The organism is Halomonas sp. BN3-1, from assembly GCF_003056325.1.
Lineage (GTDB): Bacteria > Pseudomonadota > Gammaproteobacteria > Pseudomonadales > Halomonadaceae > Halomonas > Halomonas litopenaei.
Map to the genome: position 1 here is coordinate 110,726 of NZ_PYVV01000009.1, position 19,255 is coordinate 129,980.

17 protein-coding genes are annotated in these 19,255 nt (G+C 66.4%); 4 read left to right on the forward strand and 13 right to left on the reverse strand.

Annotated elements, in window-relative coordinates:
• Positions 1 to 24: 24 nt before the first annotated feature.
• The 5 genes from C9F12_RS13645 to C9F12_RS13665 all read right to left on the reverse strand — a co-directional run bounded on the left by C9F12_RS13645 (position 25) and on the right by C9F12_RS13665 (position 6,913).
• The gene (locus C9F12_RS13645) at positions 25 to 840 is read right to left on the reverse strand and encodes a DUF3726 domain-containing protein (protein WP_045993663.1); all 816 of its coding nucleotides are present in this window, start codon (positions 838 to 840) and stop codon (positions 25 to 27) included.
• A complete protein-coding gene (locus C9F12_RS13650) occupies positions 837 to 2,627 on the reverse strand; it encodes a hypothetical protein (RefSeq protein WP_240184251.1) in 1,791 nt (596 codons plus the stop codon). Before C9F12_RS13650 ends, C9F12_RS13645 begins: the two co-directional genes overlap by 4 nt.
• A gap of 1 nt (position 2,628) precedes the next feature.
• Positions 2,629 to 4,260, reverse strand: a complete 1,632-nt coding sequence (locus C9F12_RS13655) for a BCCT family transporter (RefSeq protein ID WP_108449214.1) — start codon at positions 4,258 to 4,260, stop codon at positions 2,629 to 2,631.
• A 191-nt stretch (positions 4,261 to 4,451) separates the two neighbouring features.
• Entirely contained in the window at positions 4,452 to 5,456 is a 1,005-nt protein-coding gene (locus C9F12_RS13660; protein ID WP_205254691.1) for a dipeptidase, read from the reverse strand.
• 11 nt (positions 5,457 to 5,467) lie between these two features.
• Positions 5,468 to 6,913, reverse strand: a complete 1,446-nt coding sequence (locus C9F12_RS13665; protein WP_108449216.1) for an aldehyde dehydrogenase family protein — start codon at positions 6,911 to 6,913, stop codon at positions 5,468 to 5,470.
• Between the two features lie 140 nt (positions 6,914 to 7,053).
• Between C9F12_RS13665 and C9F12_RS13670 the strand changes: the two genes are divergently transcribed.
• Positions 7,054 to 7,965 (forward strand): LysR family transcriptional regulator, encoded by a 912-nt coding sequence (locus C9F12_RS13670; protein ID WP_108449217.1) that lies wholly within the window; start codon positions 7,054 to 7,056, stop codon positions 7,963 to 7,965.
• 44 nt (positions 7,966 to 8,009) lie between these two features.
• On the opposite strand, the gene C9F12_RS13675 is transcribed toward C9F12_RS13670, so the two are convergent.
• The 7 genes from C9F12_RS13675 to C9F12_RS13705 form a co-directional block, all read right to left on the reverse strand.
• Positions 8,010 to 8,918 (reverse strand): NAD(P)-dependent oxidoreductase, encoded by a 909-nt coding sequence (locus C9F12_RS13675; RefSeq protein ID WP_108449218.1) that lies wholly within the window; start codon positions 8,916 to 8,918, stop codon positions 8,010 to 8,012.
• Positions 8,919 to 8,985: 67 nt separating this feature from the next.
• A complete protein-coding gene (locus C9F12_RS13680) occupies positions 8,986 to 9,726 on the reverse strand; it encodes an HAD family hydrolase (protein ID WP_108449219.1) in 741 nt (246 codons plus the stop codon).
• On the reverse strand, positions 9,723 to 10,871 hold the full coding sequence (locus C9F12_RS13685) for an ABC transporter ATP-binding protein (protein ID WP_205254692.1): 1,149 nt from the start codon (positions 10,869 to 10,871) through the stop codon (positions 9,723 to 9,725). The genes C9F12_RS13680 and C9F12_RS13685 overlap by 4 nt, the downstream gene beginning before the upstream one ends.
• Complete coding sequence (locus C9F12_RS13690) at positions 10,868 to 11,716, reverse strand: ABC transporter permease (RefSeq protein ID WP_108449220.1); 849 nt, start codon at positions 11,714 to 11,716, stop codon at positions 10,868 to 10,870. Before C9F12_RS13690 ends, C9F12_RS13685 begins: the two co-directional genes overlap by 4 nt.
• Positions 11,703 to 12,536, reverse strand: coding sequence for an ABC transporter permease subunit (locus C9F12_RS13695; protein ID WP_108449221.1), 834 nt, complete (start codon positions 12,534 to 12,536; stop codon positions 11,703 to 11,705). Before C9F12_RS13695 ends, C9F12_RS13690 begins: the two co-directional genes overlap by 14 nt.
• Positions 12,533 to 13,402, reverse strand: a complete 870-nt coding sequence (locus C9F12_RS13700) for an alkaline phosphatase family protein (RefSeq protein ID WP_083970500.1) — start codon at positions 13,400 to 13,402, stop codon at positions 12,533 to 12,535. The genes C9F12_RS13695 and C9F12_RS13700 overlap by 4 nt, the downstream gene beginning before the upstream one ends.
• A gap of 132 nt (positions 13,403 to 13,534) precedes the next feature.
• Positions 13,535 to 14,611 (reverse strand): ABC transporter substrate-binding protein, encoded by a 1,077-nt coding sequence (locus tag C9F12_RS13705; protein WP_240184252.1) that lies wholly within the window; start codon positions 14,609 to 14,611, stop codon positions 13,535 to 13,537.
• 318 nt (positions 14,612 to 14,929) lie between these two features.
• On the opposite strand from C9F12_RS13705, the gene C9F12_RS13710 reads away from it, so the two are divergent.
• A complete protein-coding gene (locus tag C9F12_RS13710; RefSeq protein ID WP_240184253.1) occupies positions 14,930 to 15,676 on the forward strand; it encodes a UTRA domain-containing protein in 747 nt (248 codons plus the stop codon).
• 37 nt (positions 15,677 to 15,713) lie between these two features.
• Here the strand turns inward: C9F12_RS13710 and C9F12_RS13715 are convergent, their stop codons facing one another.
• Complete coding sequence (locus tag C9F12_RS13715; protein WP_108133476.1) at positions 15,714 to 16,616, reverse strand: LysR substrate-binding domain-containing protein; 903 nt, start codon at positions 16,614 to 16,616, stop codon at positions 15,714 to 15,716.
• Between the two features lie 219 nt (positions 16,617 to 16,835).
• Between C9F12_RS13715 and C9F12_RS13720 the strand changes: the two genes are divergently transcribed.
• Entirely contained in the window at positions 16,836 to 17,849 is a 1,014-nt protein-coding gene (locus C9F12_RS13720) for a D-cysteine desulfhydrase (RefSeq protein ID WP_108449222.1), read from the forward strand.
• A gap of 69 nt (positions 17,850 to 17,918) precedes the next feature.
• Entirely contained in the window at positions 17,919 to 19,235 is a 1,317-nt protein-coding gene (gene hisD, locus C9F12_RS13725; RefSeq protein WP_205254693.1) for a histidinol dehydrogenase, read from the forward strand.
• Positions 19,236 to 19,255: the final 20 nt, after the last annotated feature.

Below are 19,255 nucleotides of genomic sequence, written 5' to 3' on the forward strand. Positions count from 1 at the left end.
GTGCCAAGGGGTGAGGGTTGTGTGTCAGTCGTTGTCGTGGGTGCCGGCGCCGGCGCCGCTGCGTGAGGCCTCGGTAGATTCCACCAGCAGCCGGGTGGCCAGCGCCTTGAGCTGCGCCCACAGGCCGTCGTCGACCTCGATGCCTTGCTGCATGGCACGCTCGCGGCAAGCCAGCAGGTCGGACTCCTGGTGACGGGCCAGCAGGTCGAGCTGATACTCGGAGCGCAGCGACGGCAGCAGGTCCACGTGGTTGGCCATGATCAGCGTCACCCCGTCGTTGGGTTCGTTTTCCTCGGGCACCTCGTGCACCGCGTAGACGCGGATCTCCGGCACCGAACTTCCCGCACGAAAGCCCACCACCTGCTCGATCAGCGGGGTGGCTGCCGCCTGCTCTGCGCCAGCGGTCCGGGCCTCACCGTCAGGCGCCTGGGCATTGCGCCAGAAGGCGGTGACGTTCATCCCGCGCCCGGCCAGCCGCGCCAGGTAGCCCATGATCAACTGGCGGTTGTGGCAGTGGCGGATCTTGATCACCGCAAGGCCTCGCGCCCGGGCCTTGGCAAAGCCCAGCTCCAGTGCCAGGGTCGAGCTCTTGAGCACGCTGGCGCCGTGGCTGTCGAGCACCGCCAGGTCGCCGTCCGAGTAGACGAGTTCCGGGGGGCGCTCGCCCTGATCCGCGAGCAGAAAGTCGAGGCCTCGTCCCAGCGCCGCCAGTCCACCGAGCTCGTAGAGCTGCATCCAGGCCACCATGTCGGCGGCGTCGCTGGCGTCTCCGTCCTCGAAGCCCATGGCCTGGAAGGCTTTGCGGCAGAGTCCTTGGAGTTCGTTGTAAGACACCTTCATGAGTTGGCTCCGGCGTGCTGGCGGGGTTGGGCATCGGCTTCCTTGAGCGTGCCGGCGGCGTCCTGGTCGGGCTCCAGCGGGAAGCTCCAGTCGTCGAAGTCGATCAGGTCGCTGGGCTCGGCGTTGAGCTCTTCGACCAATGGCGCGCCCTGGAACAGGGTGATGCGCACCCAGCGATCGGACTTGGGATCGAAGCGACTGGCGCCGAAGAACGACAGCTTGGTGCGAAGCAGGTGCATCGGCTTCATCTCGCGGGCCCACAGATTGGCGCGGATCTCGCCGAAGGGCGTCTCGGCCATGCTCTGGATGCGCCGGATGATGTCCTTGTGACGCGGGTGGTGAATCAGGAACTCCACCACCAGGGCGCGTGGATGGGCGCTGAGGAAGTCGTCGATGACCCCATGGGTATCGGCCACCCGTGGCGCGATGGCGAGCTTCAGTTCACGGTCGGCACCGGGCTCGACGTCGCGCACGCCCAGGCGCGGTTCTTCCTTCTCGACCGAGCGATACCAGAACCAGTAGCGCTCCACGGGGTCGCCGAAGTCATGACGCAGGGCCCAGTCGTAGTGGGTCTCGATCAACTGCTTGAGTCTGACCAGCGGCATGTCCGGGGTCAGCTCCAGGCCCTCTTCGACCCCCATCTGGTCCTCGAAGGGATCGACGATCTCCGGGTAGAGCTCAAGCAGCAGGGTATGGATCAGCTCCTGGGCTTCCAGGCTCAGGGTCTGGCGGCTCCAGTCGATCAGCTCCTGCCACAGCTCCTCGGCCAGTGGTACCTGCTCGAGCCAGGCGCGCACCGCCGGCAGGGCGCTGGCGGTCTTGTGGTTGCGCGCGCTCTGCTCGCTATCCTCGGTCACGGTCTGGGCCAGGTGGCGCTCGGCCCGGGCGACAAGCGCCACCAGGCGCTGTCGCTCCGGTTCACCGGGGACCTGACCACTGACCTGGGCCAGCGCCTTTTCGCGGCTCTCGACCCAGCGCTGGATCAGCTGCGGGTGGTTGATCAGAAAGGGCGCCATGCCCAGTCCGGTGGAATTGCCGATGCCCAGATAGCGGCGCAGCGGCGCTGCCATGGCGACGGCGCTGCCCGGCGCCCGGGCACGGGCCATATGCTCGATCTGCTCGATGGAGAAGTGGCGCAGCAGGTAGACCGCCAGCATCTGGGCCGAGAAGGGACGCTGGAAGTCCGGGTTGTGCTTCAGCCGATCGAAGTCGGCGATGCCGAACTTGCCGTTTCCGTAGACCGCGGTGGTGCGATACAGATAGCCGACCCGGGTCAGCCAGGCCGGGTCCGGCTGGCGCCCGGCGCACAGCGCGTCGAGAAAGGCGGCGAAGTTTCTGAGGCTGCGGTTGGCCCGGGACAGCACCAGCAGACGTGGATGCTGGCGCCCGGCCTCCTGCAGCGGCACATTGGCGGCCATCTGTTCGAGCAGGGAGTCGTCCACGTCACCTTCGACCACGCCGAAGGTGACGTCCCAGGCCTCGGCGATGACCCGGTCGGAGCGGGCAGCGTCATCCAATGGCTGGGAAAAGATCACCCCGTGGTAACGGGCCTGGGGCGTCTGCAGACGATAGATGGCGACACCGTGGCCCTCGGCGTCGAGCGCGAAGCGGGTGGTGCTGATCTGCCAGCGCTGGCGCGCCATCTGGCGCACCAGGCTACGCACGAAGCTCAGCCGGCTGGCGTGCAGGCTGCCCAGGCGATCGAGTTGCATCACCTCGTCGGGCGCGCGCAGACGCAGGCGCTGCTCGACGTCGGAAAGGCGGCTGGCGAGGTCTTCGCGTTTCATCTCAGGCCTCCCCTTTAGCGCTGGCTTTGTGGCTAGTGATGCCCTGGGCGCGGGCCATGGCGAGGGCGGCCTGGGGGCCGGTCCACAGCGACGGCAGCAGCACCAGCGACACCGGGATGGCGGTCAGCACGATGAACTGCTGCAGGGCGCTGATCTGCCCCGCGCCCATGTACAGGAGGATAGCCGCCATCAGCGCCATGGCGATGCCCCAGAAGGCGCGAACCAGCGGGCTCGGCTCGTCGTGGCCGGCACCGACCACGGCGATGGCGTAGCTCATGGAGTCACCGGTGGTGGCGACGAAGATGGTGGTCAGTACCAGGATCGCCACCGCCATGACGGTACCGCCGGGCAGCGCCTGGGCCACGGTCAGCGTAGCCACGTCGAACTGGAAGTTGTTGAGCGCCTCGGTCAGGTCGATGGCTCCGGTCATCTGGTAGAAGATGCCGGAACCGCCCAGCAGGGTGAACCAGATGGCCGTGGCCACCGGTGCCAGCACCGCCACGGTAAGTACCATCTGGCGAATGGTGCGGCCACTGGAGATGCGCGCGACGAAGATCGCCATCAGCGGGCCGTAGCCGATGAACCAGGCAAAGAAGAACACCGTCCACCACTGCATCCACCAGTCCGGCGCGCTCTGGGCGGTCATCGTCGACATCGCGAAGAACGACGTCAGGTACTCGCCGAAGCCCTGGGTGAAGGCGTTGACCATGAACAGCGTCGGCCCGAACAGGAAGATCACCGCGGCGATGGCGAGCGCCAGGAAGACGTTGAAGCGCGACAGGATCTGGATGCCCTTGTCGATGCCGGTAACCGCCGAGGTAACGTAGACCGCGCCGAGGCCGATCAGGATGATCAGCTGAGTCATGTAGGTGTTGGCCACGCCGAACAGCTCATGCAGACCGAAGCTGACCTGGGTGGCAAGAAAGCCGATGGGGCCGACGGTGCCGGCCACCACCGCAATCACGCACAGGGCGTCGACCACGCCGCCCAGCGGGCCCTTCATCAGCCGCTCGCCGAGTACCGGATAGAGCAGGGTGCGCGGCTGCAGCGGCTGGCCCTTGTCATAGTGGGCGTGGGACAGCACCACCGCGGTCAGGCTGCCGAGCACCGCCCAGGCCAGAAAGCCCCAGTGCATGAACGACTGGGCCAGGGCCGGGGCGATGGCGGAGTCGCTACCGGCCTCGATGGCCGCGCTGCCGGCAAAGGCCGGCGGCGTGACCACGAAGTGGTAGATCGGCTCGCCGGCGGCGAAGAACACCCCGCCCCCTGCCAGCAGGGTGCACATGATGATCGACACCCACTTGAAGGTGGACAGTTCCGGCGTGCGGGTGTTGCCGATGCGTGCACTCGCCGCCGGGGTGGCGATCAGCCCCATGGCGATAAAGAAGGTCAGCAGCAGCAGGATCTGGAAGTAGCTGCCGAGCGCCTTGGCGGTCCAGGCGAAGCCCGTGCCGATGGCCCCCGCGACGCCGTCGATGTCGTACAGCGACAGGCCAACGAACAGCAGGATGAAACCGATACTGAGACAGAGCACGACGGGGTCGCCCAGGCGATACTGGCCGGCGGGCAAGTCCGTGGTCGCTGGCGCCGAGCGATCGGCGGGTGACGAGGTGCCGGTGGTGGAGGTGGTCATGGCATGAACCTCTGGCGTGCGGCACCGTCGTGGCGGTGCCTGTTATGGTGATTGATGACCGCTGGCATTCGGTTGTTGTTGAAATCTGGAATGCCGGCGGGTCGGTGGCTGACGGGTGGCTGGTCCAGGGTCGGTCGAGGGTTGGTCGGTGGCTGGTCGAGGACTGGTCGGGGGCTGTTCCGAGTGCCGCCTCAGGCGACCTTGGCGATACCCTGAGGCGTGGCGGCGCGCTCCAGCAGCGCCACCCAGTTGCGGCCCATGATGCCGGCCACTTCGTCCTCGTTCATGCCGACGTCGCGCAGGCCCTGTATCAGGTTGGGGAAGTCTCGACTGTCCTTGAGCCAGGCCAGTGGCCGCGGCCAGCCGGCGTTGGTGGCGCTGCCCTCGCCATAGTCCATGTCCTTGGACCAGCGGCCGTTGCGCATCCAGTCGAGTACCGAGGTGGGCTGGTTCTGACACAGGTCGGTGCCGATGCCCAGGTGTTCGATCCCCATCAGGTCGGCGGTGCGGGCGATCATCTCGCAGTACTCGGCAAGGGTGCAGTCCGGGCCGTTGCGCAGGTGAAAGGGGTAGGCCGAGAAGCCCAGCAGGCCGTTGCACTCGGCGATGGCCCTGAGTACCCGATCGGACTTGTTGCGCTTGGCCGGGTGGAAGCTCTCGGGGTTGGCGTGGGAGATGATCACCGGGCGGCTCGACAGCTCGATGGCCTCGAGGGTCGAGCGCTCGGCGCTGTGGGACATGTCGATGACCATGCCGACCCGGTTCATCTCGCGGATCACCTGGCGCCCGAAGCGGGTGATACCGCTGTCTTCTGCCTCGTAGCAGCCACAGGCCAGCAGGCTCTGGTTGTTGTAGGTGAGCTGCATGATCAAGAGGCCGAGATCGCGCATCACCTCGACCATGTCGATATCGTCCTCGATGGGCGAGCAGTTCTGGGCGCCGAGAAAGACCCCGATGCGCCCGCTGGCCTGGGCCTTGGCGATATCGCCGGGTCCGCGCACCGGCATGATCAGGTCCGCATGGGCCTCGAAGCGGCGGTTCCATTCGCCCAGGCGCGACAGCGTCTCGCGGGTGGTCTCGTGGTAGACCAGGGTGGCGTGGACGGCATCCAGGCCGCCCTCGCGCATCTGCTCGAAGATTTCCCGCGACCAGTTGGAGTACTGCAGGCCGTCGATGGTCAGCATTGCTCGGGACATGACGTCTCTCCTCAGGCCTTGACGTAGCAGGTCTTGACCACGGTGTAGAACTCGCGGGCATAGCGGCCCTGCTCGCGGGGGCCGAAGCTCGACGCCTTGCGGCCGCCGAAGGGTACGTGGTAGTCGGTGCCCGCAGTGGGCAGGTTGACCATCACGCAGCCGGTCTCGGCGCGGGCCTTGAACTCGCTGGCAAGCTTCAGCGAGTCGGTGATGATGCCGGCGGTCAGGCCGAAGTGGGTGTCGTTGAGCACCTCGATGGCCTCGTTGGCGTCGGCGACCTTGATCACGCAGGCGATCGGGCCGAACACCTCCTCGCGATTGATGGCCATGTCGTTGGTGGTATCCACCAGAAGCGCCGGTGCCATGAAGTAGCCGTCGCTGGCCGCGCTGACGCGCTCGCCGCCGAACACCAGCCGGGCACCGTCGGCCTGGGCGCGCTCGACCCATGCCAGGTTGGAGGCAAGCTGGCGGGCGTCGGCCGCCGGGCCAATGTGCACGCCGTCTTCCAGGGCGGGGCCGACACGTACCTGCTTCAGGCGCTCGATCAGTCGCTCGACGAAGGCGTCGTGGACCTTCTCGGTGACGATCAAGCGCGACGAGGCGGTGCACTTCTGGCCGGTGCCGGAGTAGGCGCCGTTGAAGGCGGCCTCCACGGCGAGGTCGAGATCGGCGTCGTCGGCTACGATCAGGGCGTTCTTCGAGCCCATCTCGAGCTGGCACTTGACCAGGTTGGCGGCGGTGGCGCCGGCCACCCGGCGACCGACCTCAAGCGACCCGGTAAAGGTCAGGGCGTTGATTTCGGGACTCGAGATCAGGGCGTCGCCGACGCTCGAGCCCGGCCCCATGATCAGGTTGAAGGTGCCGGCGGGCAGCGCCTGGCGGCTGAGGATCTCGGTCAGCGCCCAGGCGCTGGCGGGGACCAGGTTGGCCGGCTTGAACACCACGGCGTTGCCGAAGGCCAGCGCCGGGGCGATCTTCCACACCGCGGTGGCCATGGGGAAGTTCCAGGGGCTGATGACGCCGACCACCCCCACCGGCTCGCGGCGCACCTCCACTTCCACGCCGGGACGCACCGACTCGGCGCGCTCATCGATCTGGCGCAGCACCTCGGCGGCGTAGTAGTGGAAGAACTGGGCAGAGCGGTGGACCTCGCCGACGGCCTCGGCCAGGGTCTTGCCCTCTTCACGGGCCAGCAGCTCGCCGAGCTCGGCCTTGCGCGCCATCAGTTCGTCGCCCACCGCCATCAGCACGCCGTAGCGCTGCTCCAGGCCGCTCTTGGCCCATTCGCGGCCACCCCGGCGGGCGGCGGCGATGGCGTCCTTGACCTGCTCGGTCGAGGCCTGGGCGTAGACGCCGATCAGGTCGCTGGTATCCGACGGACTGCGGTTCTCGATCTGGTCGACGCCGTCGATCCACTGGCCGTCGATATAGAGTGCGTAGGCTGACTGCTGAGACATGATGACCTCCTGTGACGAATGCGACACAGCCTAGGAGAGTCATCAAAATAAAGATAATCAATAATAACGAGCATATGATAAGTAAAGCTTACCACCTGTCTGTGTGACGGCCTGTGTGACGGCCCGTGTGAGGAAATGCCATGCTCCCCGACCTCAAGATCCAGCCGCTGCGCTACGTGTTGGCCATCGTCGACCACGGCGGCTTTCACGCCGCCGCGCGCCAGCTTCACCGCAGCCAGCCGGCGGTGTCGATGGCGGTGCGCGAGCTGGAGGCGCGGCTTGGCGAGGCGCTGTTCGAGAAGGGGGCCCAGGCGAGCCTTACCCCCTTCGGCGCATACTGCGTGCCGCGCTTTCGCGAGCTGATCCTCCAGCATGATCGCCTGAGCCGTGACCTGCTCGCCCAGGTCGAGCGCCAGGCGGGGCATCTGGATATGGCGGCGGTACCGTCGGTGGCCAGCCGCCTGATGCCGAACTTGCTGTCGGAGTTCGTTGAGCGTTATCCGGGCATCCGCGTGGCGCTGCACGACGGCAACGCCGACTTCGTGCGCGAGCAGGTGCTGGGCGGTGAGGTGGATATCGGGCTTTCAAGCCTGTGGCAGCCTGATGACGCCCTGGCGTTCACCCCTTTGCTGCACGACAAGGTGGGGGTGGTATGTCGTGACGACCATCTCTTTGCCGGGCGCGAGAGCCTGCACTGGCGCGAGCTTGCCGGTGAGACCCTGATCGGCAACGGCACCTCGCGGCTGCTCGAGGGCACCGAGGCCGAGGCGCTGCTGGCGAGTCCCACCTTCTTCATCTCCAACATGATCTCGCTGACCGCAAGCCTGGTGGCGGGGCTCGGCATCACCACCCTGCCGCGACTGGCGTTTGCCGAGGAGTACGAGCGGCTGAGGTTCGTTCCGCTGGAGTGCCCGGTGGTGGAGCGCCAGGTGGGACTGGTGCGCCTGGCCGGTCGCAGCCTGTCGCCGGCCGCCGCTGCCATGGCGGCCTTTATCGTCGAGCGCCTGGAGGAGGGGCAGGGGCAGGATGGCCATGCGCCGAGCAGCCAATAGCCGTTCAGCCAATAGCCGATAACGCCAGGCGGGCTCGCCGTCCGTCAGCCGTTGCGGTCGAGTTCGCCGGCGTCCATGCCGTTGCGTCGCCGGACCTCGAGCAGCAGGGCGCTGTGGTCGAGGTCGGCACCACCTGCGTTGACCAGATCGCCGAACAGGCGGTCGGTCAACTCAAGCAGCGGCAAGTCGAGGCCGAGTTCCCGGGCGACGTCGCAGGCGGCGCGAGTGTCCTTCAGCTGATGCCTGGCCGGTCCGCCGGGCGCGAAGTCGCCGTCCAGCATGCGTTGGCCATGCTGGTCGAGAATCCGCGAGTAGGCGAAGCCCCCCAGCATGGCCTGGCGCACCTTGGCGGGGTCGGCGCCGCCGGCTTCGGCCAGCACCAGGGCTTCCGACACCGCCGCGATGGTGCTGGCCACCGTCAACTGATTGACCAGCTTGGCCAGGGCGCCGCTGCCTGCCGGGCCAATATGCAGGGGATGGCCCATGGCCTCGAGAATGGGCTTTGCCCTGTCGTAATCGACGGCGTCTGCTCCGGCCATGATCGAAAGAGATCCTTCGCGCGCGCCCTTTTCGCCGCCGGAGACCGGGGCGTCCACCCAGCCAAGGCCAAGCTCGCGACAGCGTTCGGCCAAGGCGATTGCTTCACTGTGGCCAATGGTCGACATCACGATGAGCAGGGTACCGGGAGACAACTGACGGGCGATGCCGTCGTCGCCGAACAGCAGCGTCTCGCATACCGCGCCCGAACTTACCATCATCACCACCGCCTGGGCGTTTGCCGCTGCCTCGATGGGTGTCTCGGCCAGAGTGGCGCCAAGTTCGCCCAGCGGGGCTGCCTTGTCGATGCTGCGATTCCAGGCACGCAGGGGGAAGCCTGCACGGATCAGATGACGGCCCATGGGCAGGCCCATGATACCGGTGCCCAGCAGGGCGATGGTGGCAGGAGAGGTCATACGGGCGGCTCGTTGTAGATTAGAAAGTAGGTAACAGCCTAACCTCTTCCGCCCGGTGCCTCCACGCTCAGTCGACCTGCCGCCACCACTGTACCGGCCAGCCGCGCTCGCGGGCGGTGGCGTCAAGCGTCGAGTCGGGGTTGATGGCGAAGGGACGGTCGACGAATTCCAGCAGGGGCAGGTCGTTACGCGAGTCGGAGTAGCCGAAGCTCTCCACCGGGGTGTGCTCGGCCAGCCACTCGCGCAGCGCCTCGAGCTTGCCGCCCTGGAAGGTGCGGATGCCCTCGGCCTTGCCGGTGTAGCGCCTGCGGGAGTCGAGTTCGAGGGCGGTGGCCAGCGCTTGATCGGCGCCGAGGCGCTCGGCCAGCGGGCCGACCACGTGGATCGGCGAGGCCGAGATGATCACCACCCGATGGCCCTGGTCACGGTGCCAGGCCAGGCGTTCGTGGCCCTGGGGGAAGAGCCGGGGCACCACCTCGGCCTCGAGGAAGGCGTCGACCTGTTGCCTGACGTCGGCCTCGCTGCGGCCGGCCAGCGGCGTCAGCAACAGCGCCAGATGGGCTTCCATGTCGAGCGTTCCGGCGGCGTAGGCGGTCATGTGCTCGGCGAAGGCGGCGCGGTAGGCGTCGCCGTCCTCGATCCAGCCGAGATCGATCAGCCACTGGCTCCAGAGTCCAGTGATGTCGCCGTCGAGCAGGGTGTCGTCGAGGTCGAACAGGGCCAGGGTCATGGGCGCGTCGGGGGCCTTGGCGGCGTCGCCGAGGCAGGCGTCAGTAGTCATGGTGACAGGGCTCGTCAGATCGTTCATGCATCCAGCTCCTGAACCTCGTCGAGATCGACGTGGATCGTCACCTCGCAGCCGGCGGGCAGCAAGGTGCGGGCGGAGCGATTGAGGGTGTCGACGGCGAGGCTGGTGCCATCGCAGTCGATGTCGTAGCGCACGATGTTACCGAGCAGGCGATGTCGACGCACACGTCCGTTGACGCCCGGCCCCACCCGTGCCGGCCGCTCACCACCTAAAGGGCGGCCCCGCACGCTGAGATAGAGCGCCTCGGGGCGCAGCGCGACACGCCCGGCCTGGCTGCGAAAGCCCAGCAGTGGCGCGGCCTCGACGGCGTCGAGCAGGCAGTAGTGGCCCATGAAGCCGGCGGCGTTTTCGTCCCGGGGCCGGGTGTAGAGCACCTCGGCGGTGTCCTTTTGCAGGATCCGCCCCTGGTGCATCAGGAACACCCGGTCGGACATCAACATGGCCTCTTCCTGGTCATGGGTCACGAACAGGGTGGTCAGGCCGAGGGTCTTCTGAATCTCGCGGATCTGGTCGCGCAGATGTCGACGAATGCGGGCGTCCAGCGCCGATAGCGGCTCGTCCATCAGCAGTACCTTGGGTTCCACCACCAGCGAGCGTGCCAGTGCCACCCGCTGGCATTGCCCGCCCGACAGCTGGTGGGGGAACTTGTGCGCCTGGTCCTGCATCTCGACCAGGCGCAGCACCTCGTCAACCCGGCGTGCACGCTCGTCACCGGGGACCTTCTGCATGCGCAGGCCGAAGGCGACGTTGTCGGCGACCTTGAGGTTGGGAAACAGCGCATAGTGCTGAAACACCATGCCGACTCCACGTCGCTGGGGCGGCAGGCGGGTGATCTCGTCACCGCCGATGTGGATGCTGCCGGCGTCCAGCGAGGTCAGCCCAGCGATGGCCCGCAACAGGGTCGACTTGCCGCAGCCGGACGGCCCCAGCAGGGTGATGAACTCGCCATGCGCGATATCGGCGTCGATGTCGGCGAACACCGAGGTTTCGCCGAAGCGCTTGGCCAGCCCCTTCAGCGAGACCGCGTTGCCGCTTTCCTGGTGGCCTGGCGCTGACGGGGTCGTGGTCTGGACCGAGGTCGAGAAACTGGACGGGACCGTGGACGGGGCGGCGCGCTGGGTGGCAGGTGTGGTGGCAGCCATCATCGTGTGGCCTCCGTGATGGTGTGCTCGGCCTGGCGATTGCCCAGCCAGGTCAGGATCAGGGTAAAGGCGAACAGGGTGATCACCAGGGCGCTGGTGAAGTGGCCGCTGGCGCCGCGCATATTGTTGAGGTAGACCTGCAGCGTCTCGAAGCGGGTGCCCACCAGCATGTTGGCGAAGACGAACTCGCCGACCAGGAACGAAAACGACAGGAAGATGGCGATCTGCACCCCGCCACGCAGGTTGGGCAGGATGACCAGAAAGAAGGCCTTCATCGGCCCGGCACCCAGCAGCTGGGCGGCGTCCATCAGGCTTTGCACGTCCACCGCACGCAGGCTGTTGGCGATGGCGCGGTACATGAACGGCAGCACGATGGTGAAGTAGGTGGGAATCAGGATCCAGGGGGTGCCCACCAGCGGCAGCGGGCCGCCGGCGTAGAGCTTGAGTAGCCCCACCGAGGACACCACCGGGGGCACCGCGAAGGGCATCAGGATCAGGGTGTTCATCCAGCGGTCCAGCCACGGATAGCGGGTGTGGGCCAGCAGGGCCACCGGCATCACCAGTACCAGCGACAGCGCCAGGGCACCCACGGCGACAGCCAGCGACCGGGCGAAGGCCGCCACAAAGCGCGGGGTGGTCCATAGCTCCACGAACCAGGCCAGGGTCAGACCATCGGGGACCAGAGTTGCGCCCCAGCGGGTGGCCAGGGCGTAACCCAGGGTCGCCACCAGCGGCAGGGCCAGCACCGCGAAGACGCTGCCGACGATCCAGGCGTAGGGATTGAAGGTCGCCGACAGCGGCGCTGCGGTCGGGCCCTTGTGAGCCGGCAGGGTCTCAGCGTGAGCCATGCTGTGCACTCCTTCTCAACAGCCACTGCTGGACCAGGGTGACCAGCACCAGCAGCAGCACCAGGATCAACGCCAGGGCGCTTGCCAGGTTGGGCTCGAGGAACAGGTCGCCGGCCACCAGGTTGGCGATACGAATGGTCATCAGGTTGTAGCTGGTGTTGACCAGCGCGTAGACGGTGGCGTAGGCGCCCATGGCGTTGGCGAACAGTACCGTGAAGGTGCCGGCCAGGGCCGGCCACAGCACCGGCAGGCCGATGCGCTGCCAGTAGGCGATGCGCCCGGCGCCGAGCAGGCTGGCGGCATCACGCCATTCGGCCTTGAGGCCGGCGAAGGCCGGGAACAGCAGCAGGATGCCCAGCGGAATCTGGAACCAGGTGTAGATGACGATCAGCCCGCCGGTGGAGTAAAGACGCACGTCCTCGATGATGCCGAGTCGTTGAAGCGCCAGGGTCAGCACGCCGTTGGCCCCCAGCAGGATGATGAAGGCGAAGGCCAGCGGCACGCCGGCAAAGTTGGAGGTCATGTTGGTGAAGGCGATCATCGCTCGCCTCAGGCGTCCGCCGGAACGCACCAGGGCGTGGCAGGTCAGGGTGGCGATGACCAGGCCGATGGCGCTGGACACCAGCGAGATGGTCAGGCTCTTCCAGATCGCCTGGCGGAAGAACGCCGACTGGGCGATCTCCTGAAAGTGGCCAAGGCCCCAGTCGCCGTTGACGTTGAAGGCACTGATCGCGACCCAGGCCATCGGCGCCAGCTGGAAGGCGGTGAATATCACGGCGAAAGGCACAAGCCACAGCCAGGCCGGTAGTGGCGCCTTCACGAGCCGGCCTCCTCGTTGCAGGTGGCGTTCGCGGTGGATGCGACGCTGGCAGTGTTGGTCGCGGCCAACAGCTCGGGGTGCCAGGGCTTGTCGTGGGAGAGCCCGAGGACGCTTGCCAGGGTGCCGCACAGGTGGGTCTGGCGGATGACCCGTCCGGCGGGGTCGGCAAAGGCATCGCCGAACAGCCACAGCGGCACCCGGCGTTCTTCTTCCAGCAGGCCCGAGTGGGAGCGATCGGCGTTCATGCCATGGTCGGCGGTGATCATCACCTGGCAGCCGTCGGCCAGCCAGCGTGGCAGGTAGTCGGCCAGGGCGATGTCGGCGTGGCGGGCGGCGTTTCTGTACTGGGGCGAGTCGCCGCCGTGACGATGGCCGGTGTCGTCGATGTTCATGCTGTGAACCAGCAGGAAGTCGGGCGCGTGGCGTTGCCTCAGGGCCTCGGCGTCGCTGAACAGGTGGTCATCCGGATAGTGGTCCTGCCAGTAGAAGATGCCGGCCTGGATGGCCGCCGCCGGATCGTCGAGAAAACGATCGCGGGTGCGCTCGAAGGGTGCCTTGACGTAGAGCTCACTGACCCAGTGATAGGCCGCCGCTGCGGTGGCAAGGCCCTGGCCGCGGGCCAGGTCGAACAGGCTGGTGCCATGGGACCGGCGCACGATGTCGTTGTGCACTACCCCGGAGTCCACTGGGCGATCGCCGGTCAGCAGGCACTCGTAGAGCGGCCGAGACATGGCCGGCAGCTCGCAGTCGAGGTGGGTGGTGTAGCCGCGTCCGGCCTCCACCAGGGCGCTCAAGTGGCCCATGGCGTGATGGCCGACGGCGTGATTGAGGCCGTCCAGCACCACCAGTATGACGGGTCTGGTCATGATGACTCCCGGCCGCGCGGCAATACAGGGCGCGGCGCTGTCGCGATAAGACGTGGAATGCGCTGAAGACAGGCCCCTTGGGCACTGTCTTCAGCGGTCGATCGTTGTAGCGGGGCTGTCCTCAGCGCTTGATCACTGCTGGTGGATCAGCACCTCGGACTGCCACTGGCGCGGCAGCACCTTGGCGCTCTGTTCCCAGGCGGCAAAGTCCTGGATCGGGCGGGCGCTGGCGTACTGCTCGTTGGGCAGCAGCTTGGCGGCGATGTCGTCCGGCAGGGTCAGGTGCTCGGCGCGGATCGGGCGAGCGTAGCCCTCGGCCAGGTTGAACTGCCCTTCGTCGGACAGGATGTACTCACGGGCCAGCTTGGCGGCGTTGGGGTGCTGGGCGTGGGTGTTGATGATGGTGGCGTAGCCGGAGGTCACCGAAGCGTCCGAGGGGATCACCACCTCGAAGGCGTCACGGTCGATCTGGTCGCGGTAGTTCAAGGCGTTGAAGTCCCACAGCAGGGCCACTTCCACTTCGCCCTTCTCCAGGTTGGCGATGGACACGTCGGCCAGCGACAGTCGGCCCTGCTCGGCCAGTTCGGCGAACAGCTCGAGGCCCGGGGCCAGATTGCCCTCGTCGCCACCGGCGGCGTAGGCGGCGGCGAGTACCGCATTGTTGGCCTGGGAAGCCTGGCCCACGGCGCCCACCGATACCGAGTAGTCACCCTCGCGCAGGTCGGCGAAGGAACTCGGGCGCTGGTCCTCTTCCACCAGGTTCTTGTTGATCATCAGCGCAATGGTGCCGGTGTAGCCGAGCATCCAATGGCCATCTTCGTCCTTGGCCCAGTCGGGGATCTCGTCCCAGGTGGTGGGCTTGTAGGGCTGGGTCACCCCCTGCTGCACCGCGATCGGTCCGAAGGCGAAGCCGACGTCACCGATATCGGCGGTGGCGTTCTCGCCCTCGGCCTTGAACTTGGCGACTTCCTCGGCGGAGCTCATGTCGGTATCGGTGTGCGCCAGGCCGTAGACGCTTTCCAGGTCGGCCCAGGTGTCCTTCCAGTTGGCCCAGGTGTCGGGCATGCCGACGCTGTCGACGCGGCCTTCCTGCTTGGCGGCCTCGATCAGTGACTCAAGCTCGGCGGTGTTTGCCTGGGCGGCGGTGGACAGCAGGCCAACGCAGGCCAGGGCGGTCAGGGTCGGGTAACGCAGAGAAGTGACGATCACGGGAGGGTCTCCGGGTCAGGGGCGTGAAGTCGACGGAAACCGATGCGCCTTTCTGGTCTAGATCAGTTTCCGTTGACGATCACCCTAAGGAGCTAGCGTGACAGCCTCGTGTCAGTTGCGTGGCAGTCTCGTCTCAGTTCATATGAGCTACGTAAAGGACGAAAAAACCCGACTCGTTCGAGTACTGTCATCGCGTTGTCACCGGCTTGCCACTAGACTGCTGAAACTACGTTGAACCTTCTTTGGTCTATACCAAAAAGCTGGACGCCGCCGGATACTGCCCGGCGGCGATCCTGGTCAGAGCTTCGAGAGTCCGCCTTGCCTACTGTCCCTGACGACACCTCGCACGACGCCTCACCCGCCCATCGCCTGCGCGAGCGTCTTGCGCCCTTGCTGAGCCTGGCCTCGACACGGGGCGATCGCCGTCTGCCCAGCGAGCGAGACATGATGGTGCGCCTCCAGACCACCCGCATCACCCTGCGTGAGGCACTCAATGAGCTGGAGGCGGAGGGCTGCGTGTATCGCGAGAATCGGCGCGGCTGGTTCGTGTCGCCGCCACGGCTACGCTACGACCTGCTGGCCTGCCTGCCGTTTCACGAGATGGTGCGATCCCAGCAGCGCAGCGCCCGAACCCTGTTGATCAGTGCCGAGGAAGTGATCGCGCCCGTCACGGTCGCCCGCCGGCTGGGACTCGCCGAAGGCGAGCGCGTCTACCGCATCTGTCGTGCCCGGCTGGTGGATGAACGCCGGGTGCTCTACGTGGAACATCATCTGTTGCCGCGCTGCTTTCCCGCCATCCTGGAGTTCGATCTGGCGCGGGAATCGCTGACCGAACTCTACCGCCGCGAGTACGGCATCCGGGTCGGGCGGGTCAGCTACGAGCTTGGCACCTGTGTACTTTCCAGCGACGCCGCCAGCGCACTCAACGCGGTACGCGGCAGCCCCGCCCAGCGCATCACCCGCATCAACCACGACCAGAACGGCCGTGCCATCGACTGTGACGACGAGTACTGGCGCCATGACGCCATCGAGCTGACGCTTTCCGCCGCCCCTCAGGGAGTTTGAGGTGCGAGATCGAGGGGCTTCGAACGGCAGGGGAGTGCTAGACCGCGGGAGGGCGTTCTTCCAGCAGGTGCCACAGAGGCGCTGCCACCGCTGCTTCGTCGCGATGGCGATAGCAGGCCACTTCCAGAGAGGGGCCGCCGAGGATTTCCTGCAAGGAAATAAGTTTACCGCTCTCTAGGTCTTCCTCGATCAACCCGTGGGGCAGCCAACCGATGCCGAGCCCGGCCAGGGCGAGTTGGCGAATGCCGATGGTGAAGGCGGTCTCGCAGACCAGCTCGATCTCGTAGTGGCGCTGGGCATCGAGCAGGTAAGGCGTCGCCAGGGCCTGGCCAAGAAAGCTGTCCGGATCGTAGCCGATCAAGGGCAGTCGTTGACCTTCCTCGAGTTCGTGCATGAGACCACCGTGATGATCCGATGCGCACACTGGCAACAGCCGTTCAACGCCCAGTGACAGCCGCTCGACGCTGTCGCTGCCGCTGAACAGGGGAGCCCCTTCCAGCTCTGAACACAGCAACAGGTCGGCCTTGCCTTGCTCGAAGTCGTGGATGCACTGGCTGCGGTCGGACGAGGTGATCTGCAGTCCCACCTCAGGCGCGTGATGACGCAGGTGGCGCAACAGGCGCGGCAGGTAGCTGACGGTCAGGGTGTGCTGGGTGGTCAGAATGGCCCTGGGCCCCTGGCGGGCATCGCTTCTAAGACGACTGCGCATGGCGTAAAGGCGTGCCAGCCACTCTCGCAACTGGGGCTCGTACGCCCGCGCGTGGGCGGTCAACTCCAGGCGCGAGGCGCTGCGATCGATCAGCGCCACCCCCAGCCATTCTTCCAGCTGGCGGATGCGGCGCGAGAATGCCGGCTGGGTGACGTGGCGCCGTTCGGCCGCCTGGGAAAAGGTGCCCGCTTCGATAAGCTCGAGAAAATCCTCTATCCATTCGATCTTCATTGGTGTTTTGGTCTGCCTTAGTGGGTGGCGGCCGGGGCTAAGCAGTGGCTATGCAAAAATTTAACAGCTGGCGAGCAACTTGGCATTGGTCTCATGTTCCAGGCGAGGCTTAACTTGGAAGCGATCGCTCGAGGGCAGGCCTTCAGGCCTGCTGTGTCTTTCGACGTAGGTCGTCAAGAGAGCACGCCAATGCCAACAATGACTCGCCTGGAGGCCCGTATGCACCTGTCCCGTTTTCCCCGTGTCCGTCTCGGCCATATGCCCACTCCGCTGGAGCCCATGGACAACCTGAGCAAGCTGCTCGGCGGTCCGCGGCTGTGGATCAAACGCGACGACTGCACCGGCCTGTCCACCGGGGGCAACAAGACCCGCAAGCTTGAATTCCTGATGGCCGACGCCCTGGAACAGGGTGCCGACACCATCATCACCCAGGGCGCCACCCAGTCCAACCATGCCCGCCAGACCGTGGCCGCCGCCTGCAAGCTGGGGCTCGAGTGCCACATCCTGCTGGAAGACCGCACCGGCAGCGAGGACCCCAACTACAACTACAACGGCAACGTCTTCCTTGATCAGCTCCACGGCGCCAGCGTCGAGAAGCGCCCGGGCGGTGCCGACATGGCCGCCGAGATGGAAGGCCTGGCCGATCGTCTGAAGAGTGAAGGCAAGAAGCCCTACATCATCCCCGGCGGCGGCTCCAACGAGATCGGCGCCCTGGGCTACGTCAATGCCGCCCTTGAACTGCTGGCCCAGGCCAACGACATGGGCCTGCGCATCGATCATCTGGTCCACGCCACCGGCAGCGCCGGCACCCAGGCGGGCCTGGTCACCGGTCTCAGCGCCTGTAACGCCGGCATCCCGGTGCTCGGCATCGGCGTTCGCGCGCCGAAGGACAAGCAGGAAGCCAACGTCTTTGCCCTGGCCCAGAAGACCGAAGCCAAGCTTGGCCTTTCCGGCATCGTCAGCCGCGACCAGGTGGTCGCCAACTGCGACTACGTGGGTGAGGGCTACGGTGTGCCCACCGACAGCATGATCGAGGCGGTCACCCTGCTGGCCCGTCACGAAGGGATCCTGCTGGACCCGGTTTACTCCGGCAAGGGCATGGCGGGGCTGATCGACCTGATCCGCCAGGGCCACTTCAAGCAGGATGAGAACGTCGTCTTCCTGCACACCGGCGGCGCCGTTGCGCTGTTCGGCTATCCCGATGCCTTCGACTTCCCCGACTACAAGGGATGAGTCCGGCGTAATCCAGGGTAGGCGTCCGCTGAGTTAGGGCGCCCTCGACGACGTTATTCGGAGACAACAATGACCATTCGGCATCTCAAGAAGGCGGAGGCTGCCGCTGGCGTCGCCGCCGAAGACCAGCGCGTGACGGAAGCGGTGCGTGGCATGCTCGAGGATATTCGTGCCCGTGGCGAGTCGGCCGTGCGCGAATACGCCGAGAAGTTTGACGGCTGGACCGGCGACTTTGTGTTGAGCGACGACAAGCGGCGTCAGTTGATCGACAGCGTGCCCCAGTCGGTCAAGGACGACATCGACTTCGCCCACCGCCAGATCCGCCGTTTTGCCGAGGCCCAGCGTGACAGCCTGACCTCCTTCGAGATCGAGACCGAAGAGGGCGTGCTGCTCGGTCAGCGTATCCTGCCGGTACACAGCGCCGGCTGCTATGTGCCGGGCGGCCGCTACGCCCACGCCGCCTCGGCGCTGATGAGCGTGGCTACCGCCAAGGCCGCCGGTGTCGAACACGTGGTGGCCTGTTCGCCGCCCCGGGGCGACAGCATCAACCCGGCGGTGGCCTACGCCATGCATGTGGCCGGCGCCGACATGATCCTCGAGATGGGCGGCGTCCACGCCATGGCCAGCATGGCCTTCGGTCTGTTCGGTGGCCGCGAGGCCGACATCCTGGTCGGTCCCGGCAACGCCTACGTAGCCGAAGCCAAGCGCCTGCTGTTCGGTGAAGTGGGTATCGATGTGTTTGCCGGCCCCACCGAGTCGGCGATCATCGCCGACGAATCTGCCGACCCGATGACCATCGCCGTCGATCTGGTGTCCCAGGCCGAGCACGGCCCGAATTCACCGGTGTGGCTGTTCAGCACCAGCGAAGCGATCGCCCGCGAAGTGATGGAGATTCTGCCGAAAGTCGCTGACGACATGCCCAACGCGGATATCGTTCACGCTGCCTGGCGCGACTTCGGTGAGGTCATCGTGGGCGACAGCCGCGAGGAGATCGTCGCGATCAGCGATCAGTACGCCTGCGAGCACCTGCAGGTGCTGTGCGAGGATCTGGACTGGTGGAAGCAGCATCTGAGCAACTATGGCTCGCTGTTTCTGGGTGAGGGCAGCACCGTCACCCACGGTGACAAGTGCTCCGGTACCAACCACATCCTGCCGACCAGGCGCGCCGGGCGTTACTCCGGTGGACTCAATGTCCACAAGTTCATGAAGGTGCTGACCACCCAGCAGTTGAGCGTCGAGGCCAATCTGACCTTCAGCGCGGTGGGATCCCGGATTTCCCGCACCGAGGGCATGGAAGGCCACGCCCGGGCCTGTGACTGGCGTCTGGCCAAGTACTTCCCCGAGCAGGAGTGGGATTTCCCTGTTCACCGTCAGGCTCGTTACTGAGTCGCCAGCGGAGGAGCCAG

What these genes read in the sequence shown, in the direction of transcription:
- C9F12_RS13645 (WP_045993663.1), bottom strand. Translation starts at nt 840, where the DNA reads ATGAAGGTGTCTTACAACGAACTCCAAGGACTCTGCCGCAAAGCCTTC.
- C9F12_RS13650 (WP_240184251.1), bottom strand. Translation starts at nt 2,627, where the DNA reads ATGAAACGCGAAGACCTCGCCAGCCGCCTTTCCGACGTCGAGCAGCGC.
- C9F12_RS13655 (WP_108449214.1), bottom strand. Translation starts at nt 4,260, where the DNA reads ATGACCACCTCCACCACCGGCACCTCGTCACCCGCCGATCGCTCGGCG.
- C9F12_RS13660 (WP_205254691.1), bottom strand. Translation starts at nt 5,456, where the DNA reads ATGTCCCGAGCAATGCTGACCATCGACGGCCTGCAGTACTCCAACTGG.
- C9F12_RS13665 (WP_108449216.1), bottom strand. Translation starts at nt 6,913, where the DNA reads ATGTCTCAGCAGTCAGCCTACGCACTCTATATCGACGGCCAGTGGATC.
- C9F12_RS13670 (WP_108449217.1), top strand. Translation starts at nt 7,054, where the DNA reads ATGCTCCCCGACCTCAAGATCCAGCCGCTGCGCTACGTGTTGGCCATC.
- C9F12_RS13675 (WP_108449218.1), bottom strand. Translation starts at nt 8,918, where the DNA reads ATGACCTCTCCTGCCACCATCGCCCTGCTGGGCACCGGTATCATGGGC.
- C9F12_RS13680 (WP_108449219.1), bottom strand. Translation starts at nt 9,726, where the DNA reads ATGAACGATCTGACGAGCCCTGTCACCATGACTACTGACGCCTGCCTC.
- C9F12_RS13685 (WP_205254692.1), bottom strand. Translation starts at nt 10,871, where the DNA reads ATGATGGCTGCCACCACACCTGCCACCCAGCGCGCCGCCCCGTCCACG.
- C9F12_RS13690 (WP_108449220.1), bottom strand. Translation starts at nt 11,716, where the DNA reads ATGGCTCACGCTGAGACCCTGCCGGCTCACAAGGGCCCGACCGCAGCG.
- C9F12_RS13700 (WP_083970500.1), bottom strand. Translation starts at nt 13,402, where the DNA reads ATGACCAGACCCGTCATACTGGTGGTGCTGGACGGCCTCAATCACGCC.
- C9F12_RS13715 (WP_108133476.1), bottom strand. Translation starts at nt 16,616, where the DNA reads ATGAAGATCGAATGGATAGAGGATTTTCTCGAGCTTATCGAAGCGGGC.
- C9F12_RS13720 (WP_108449222.1), top strand. Translation starts at nt 16,836, where the DNA reads ATGCACCTGTCCCGTTTTCCCCGTGTCCGTCTCGGCCATATGCCCACT.
- hisD (WP_205254693.1), top strand. Translation starts at nt 17,919, where the DNA reads ATGACCATTCGGCATCTCAAGAAGGCGGAGGCTGCCGCTGGCGTCGCC.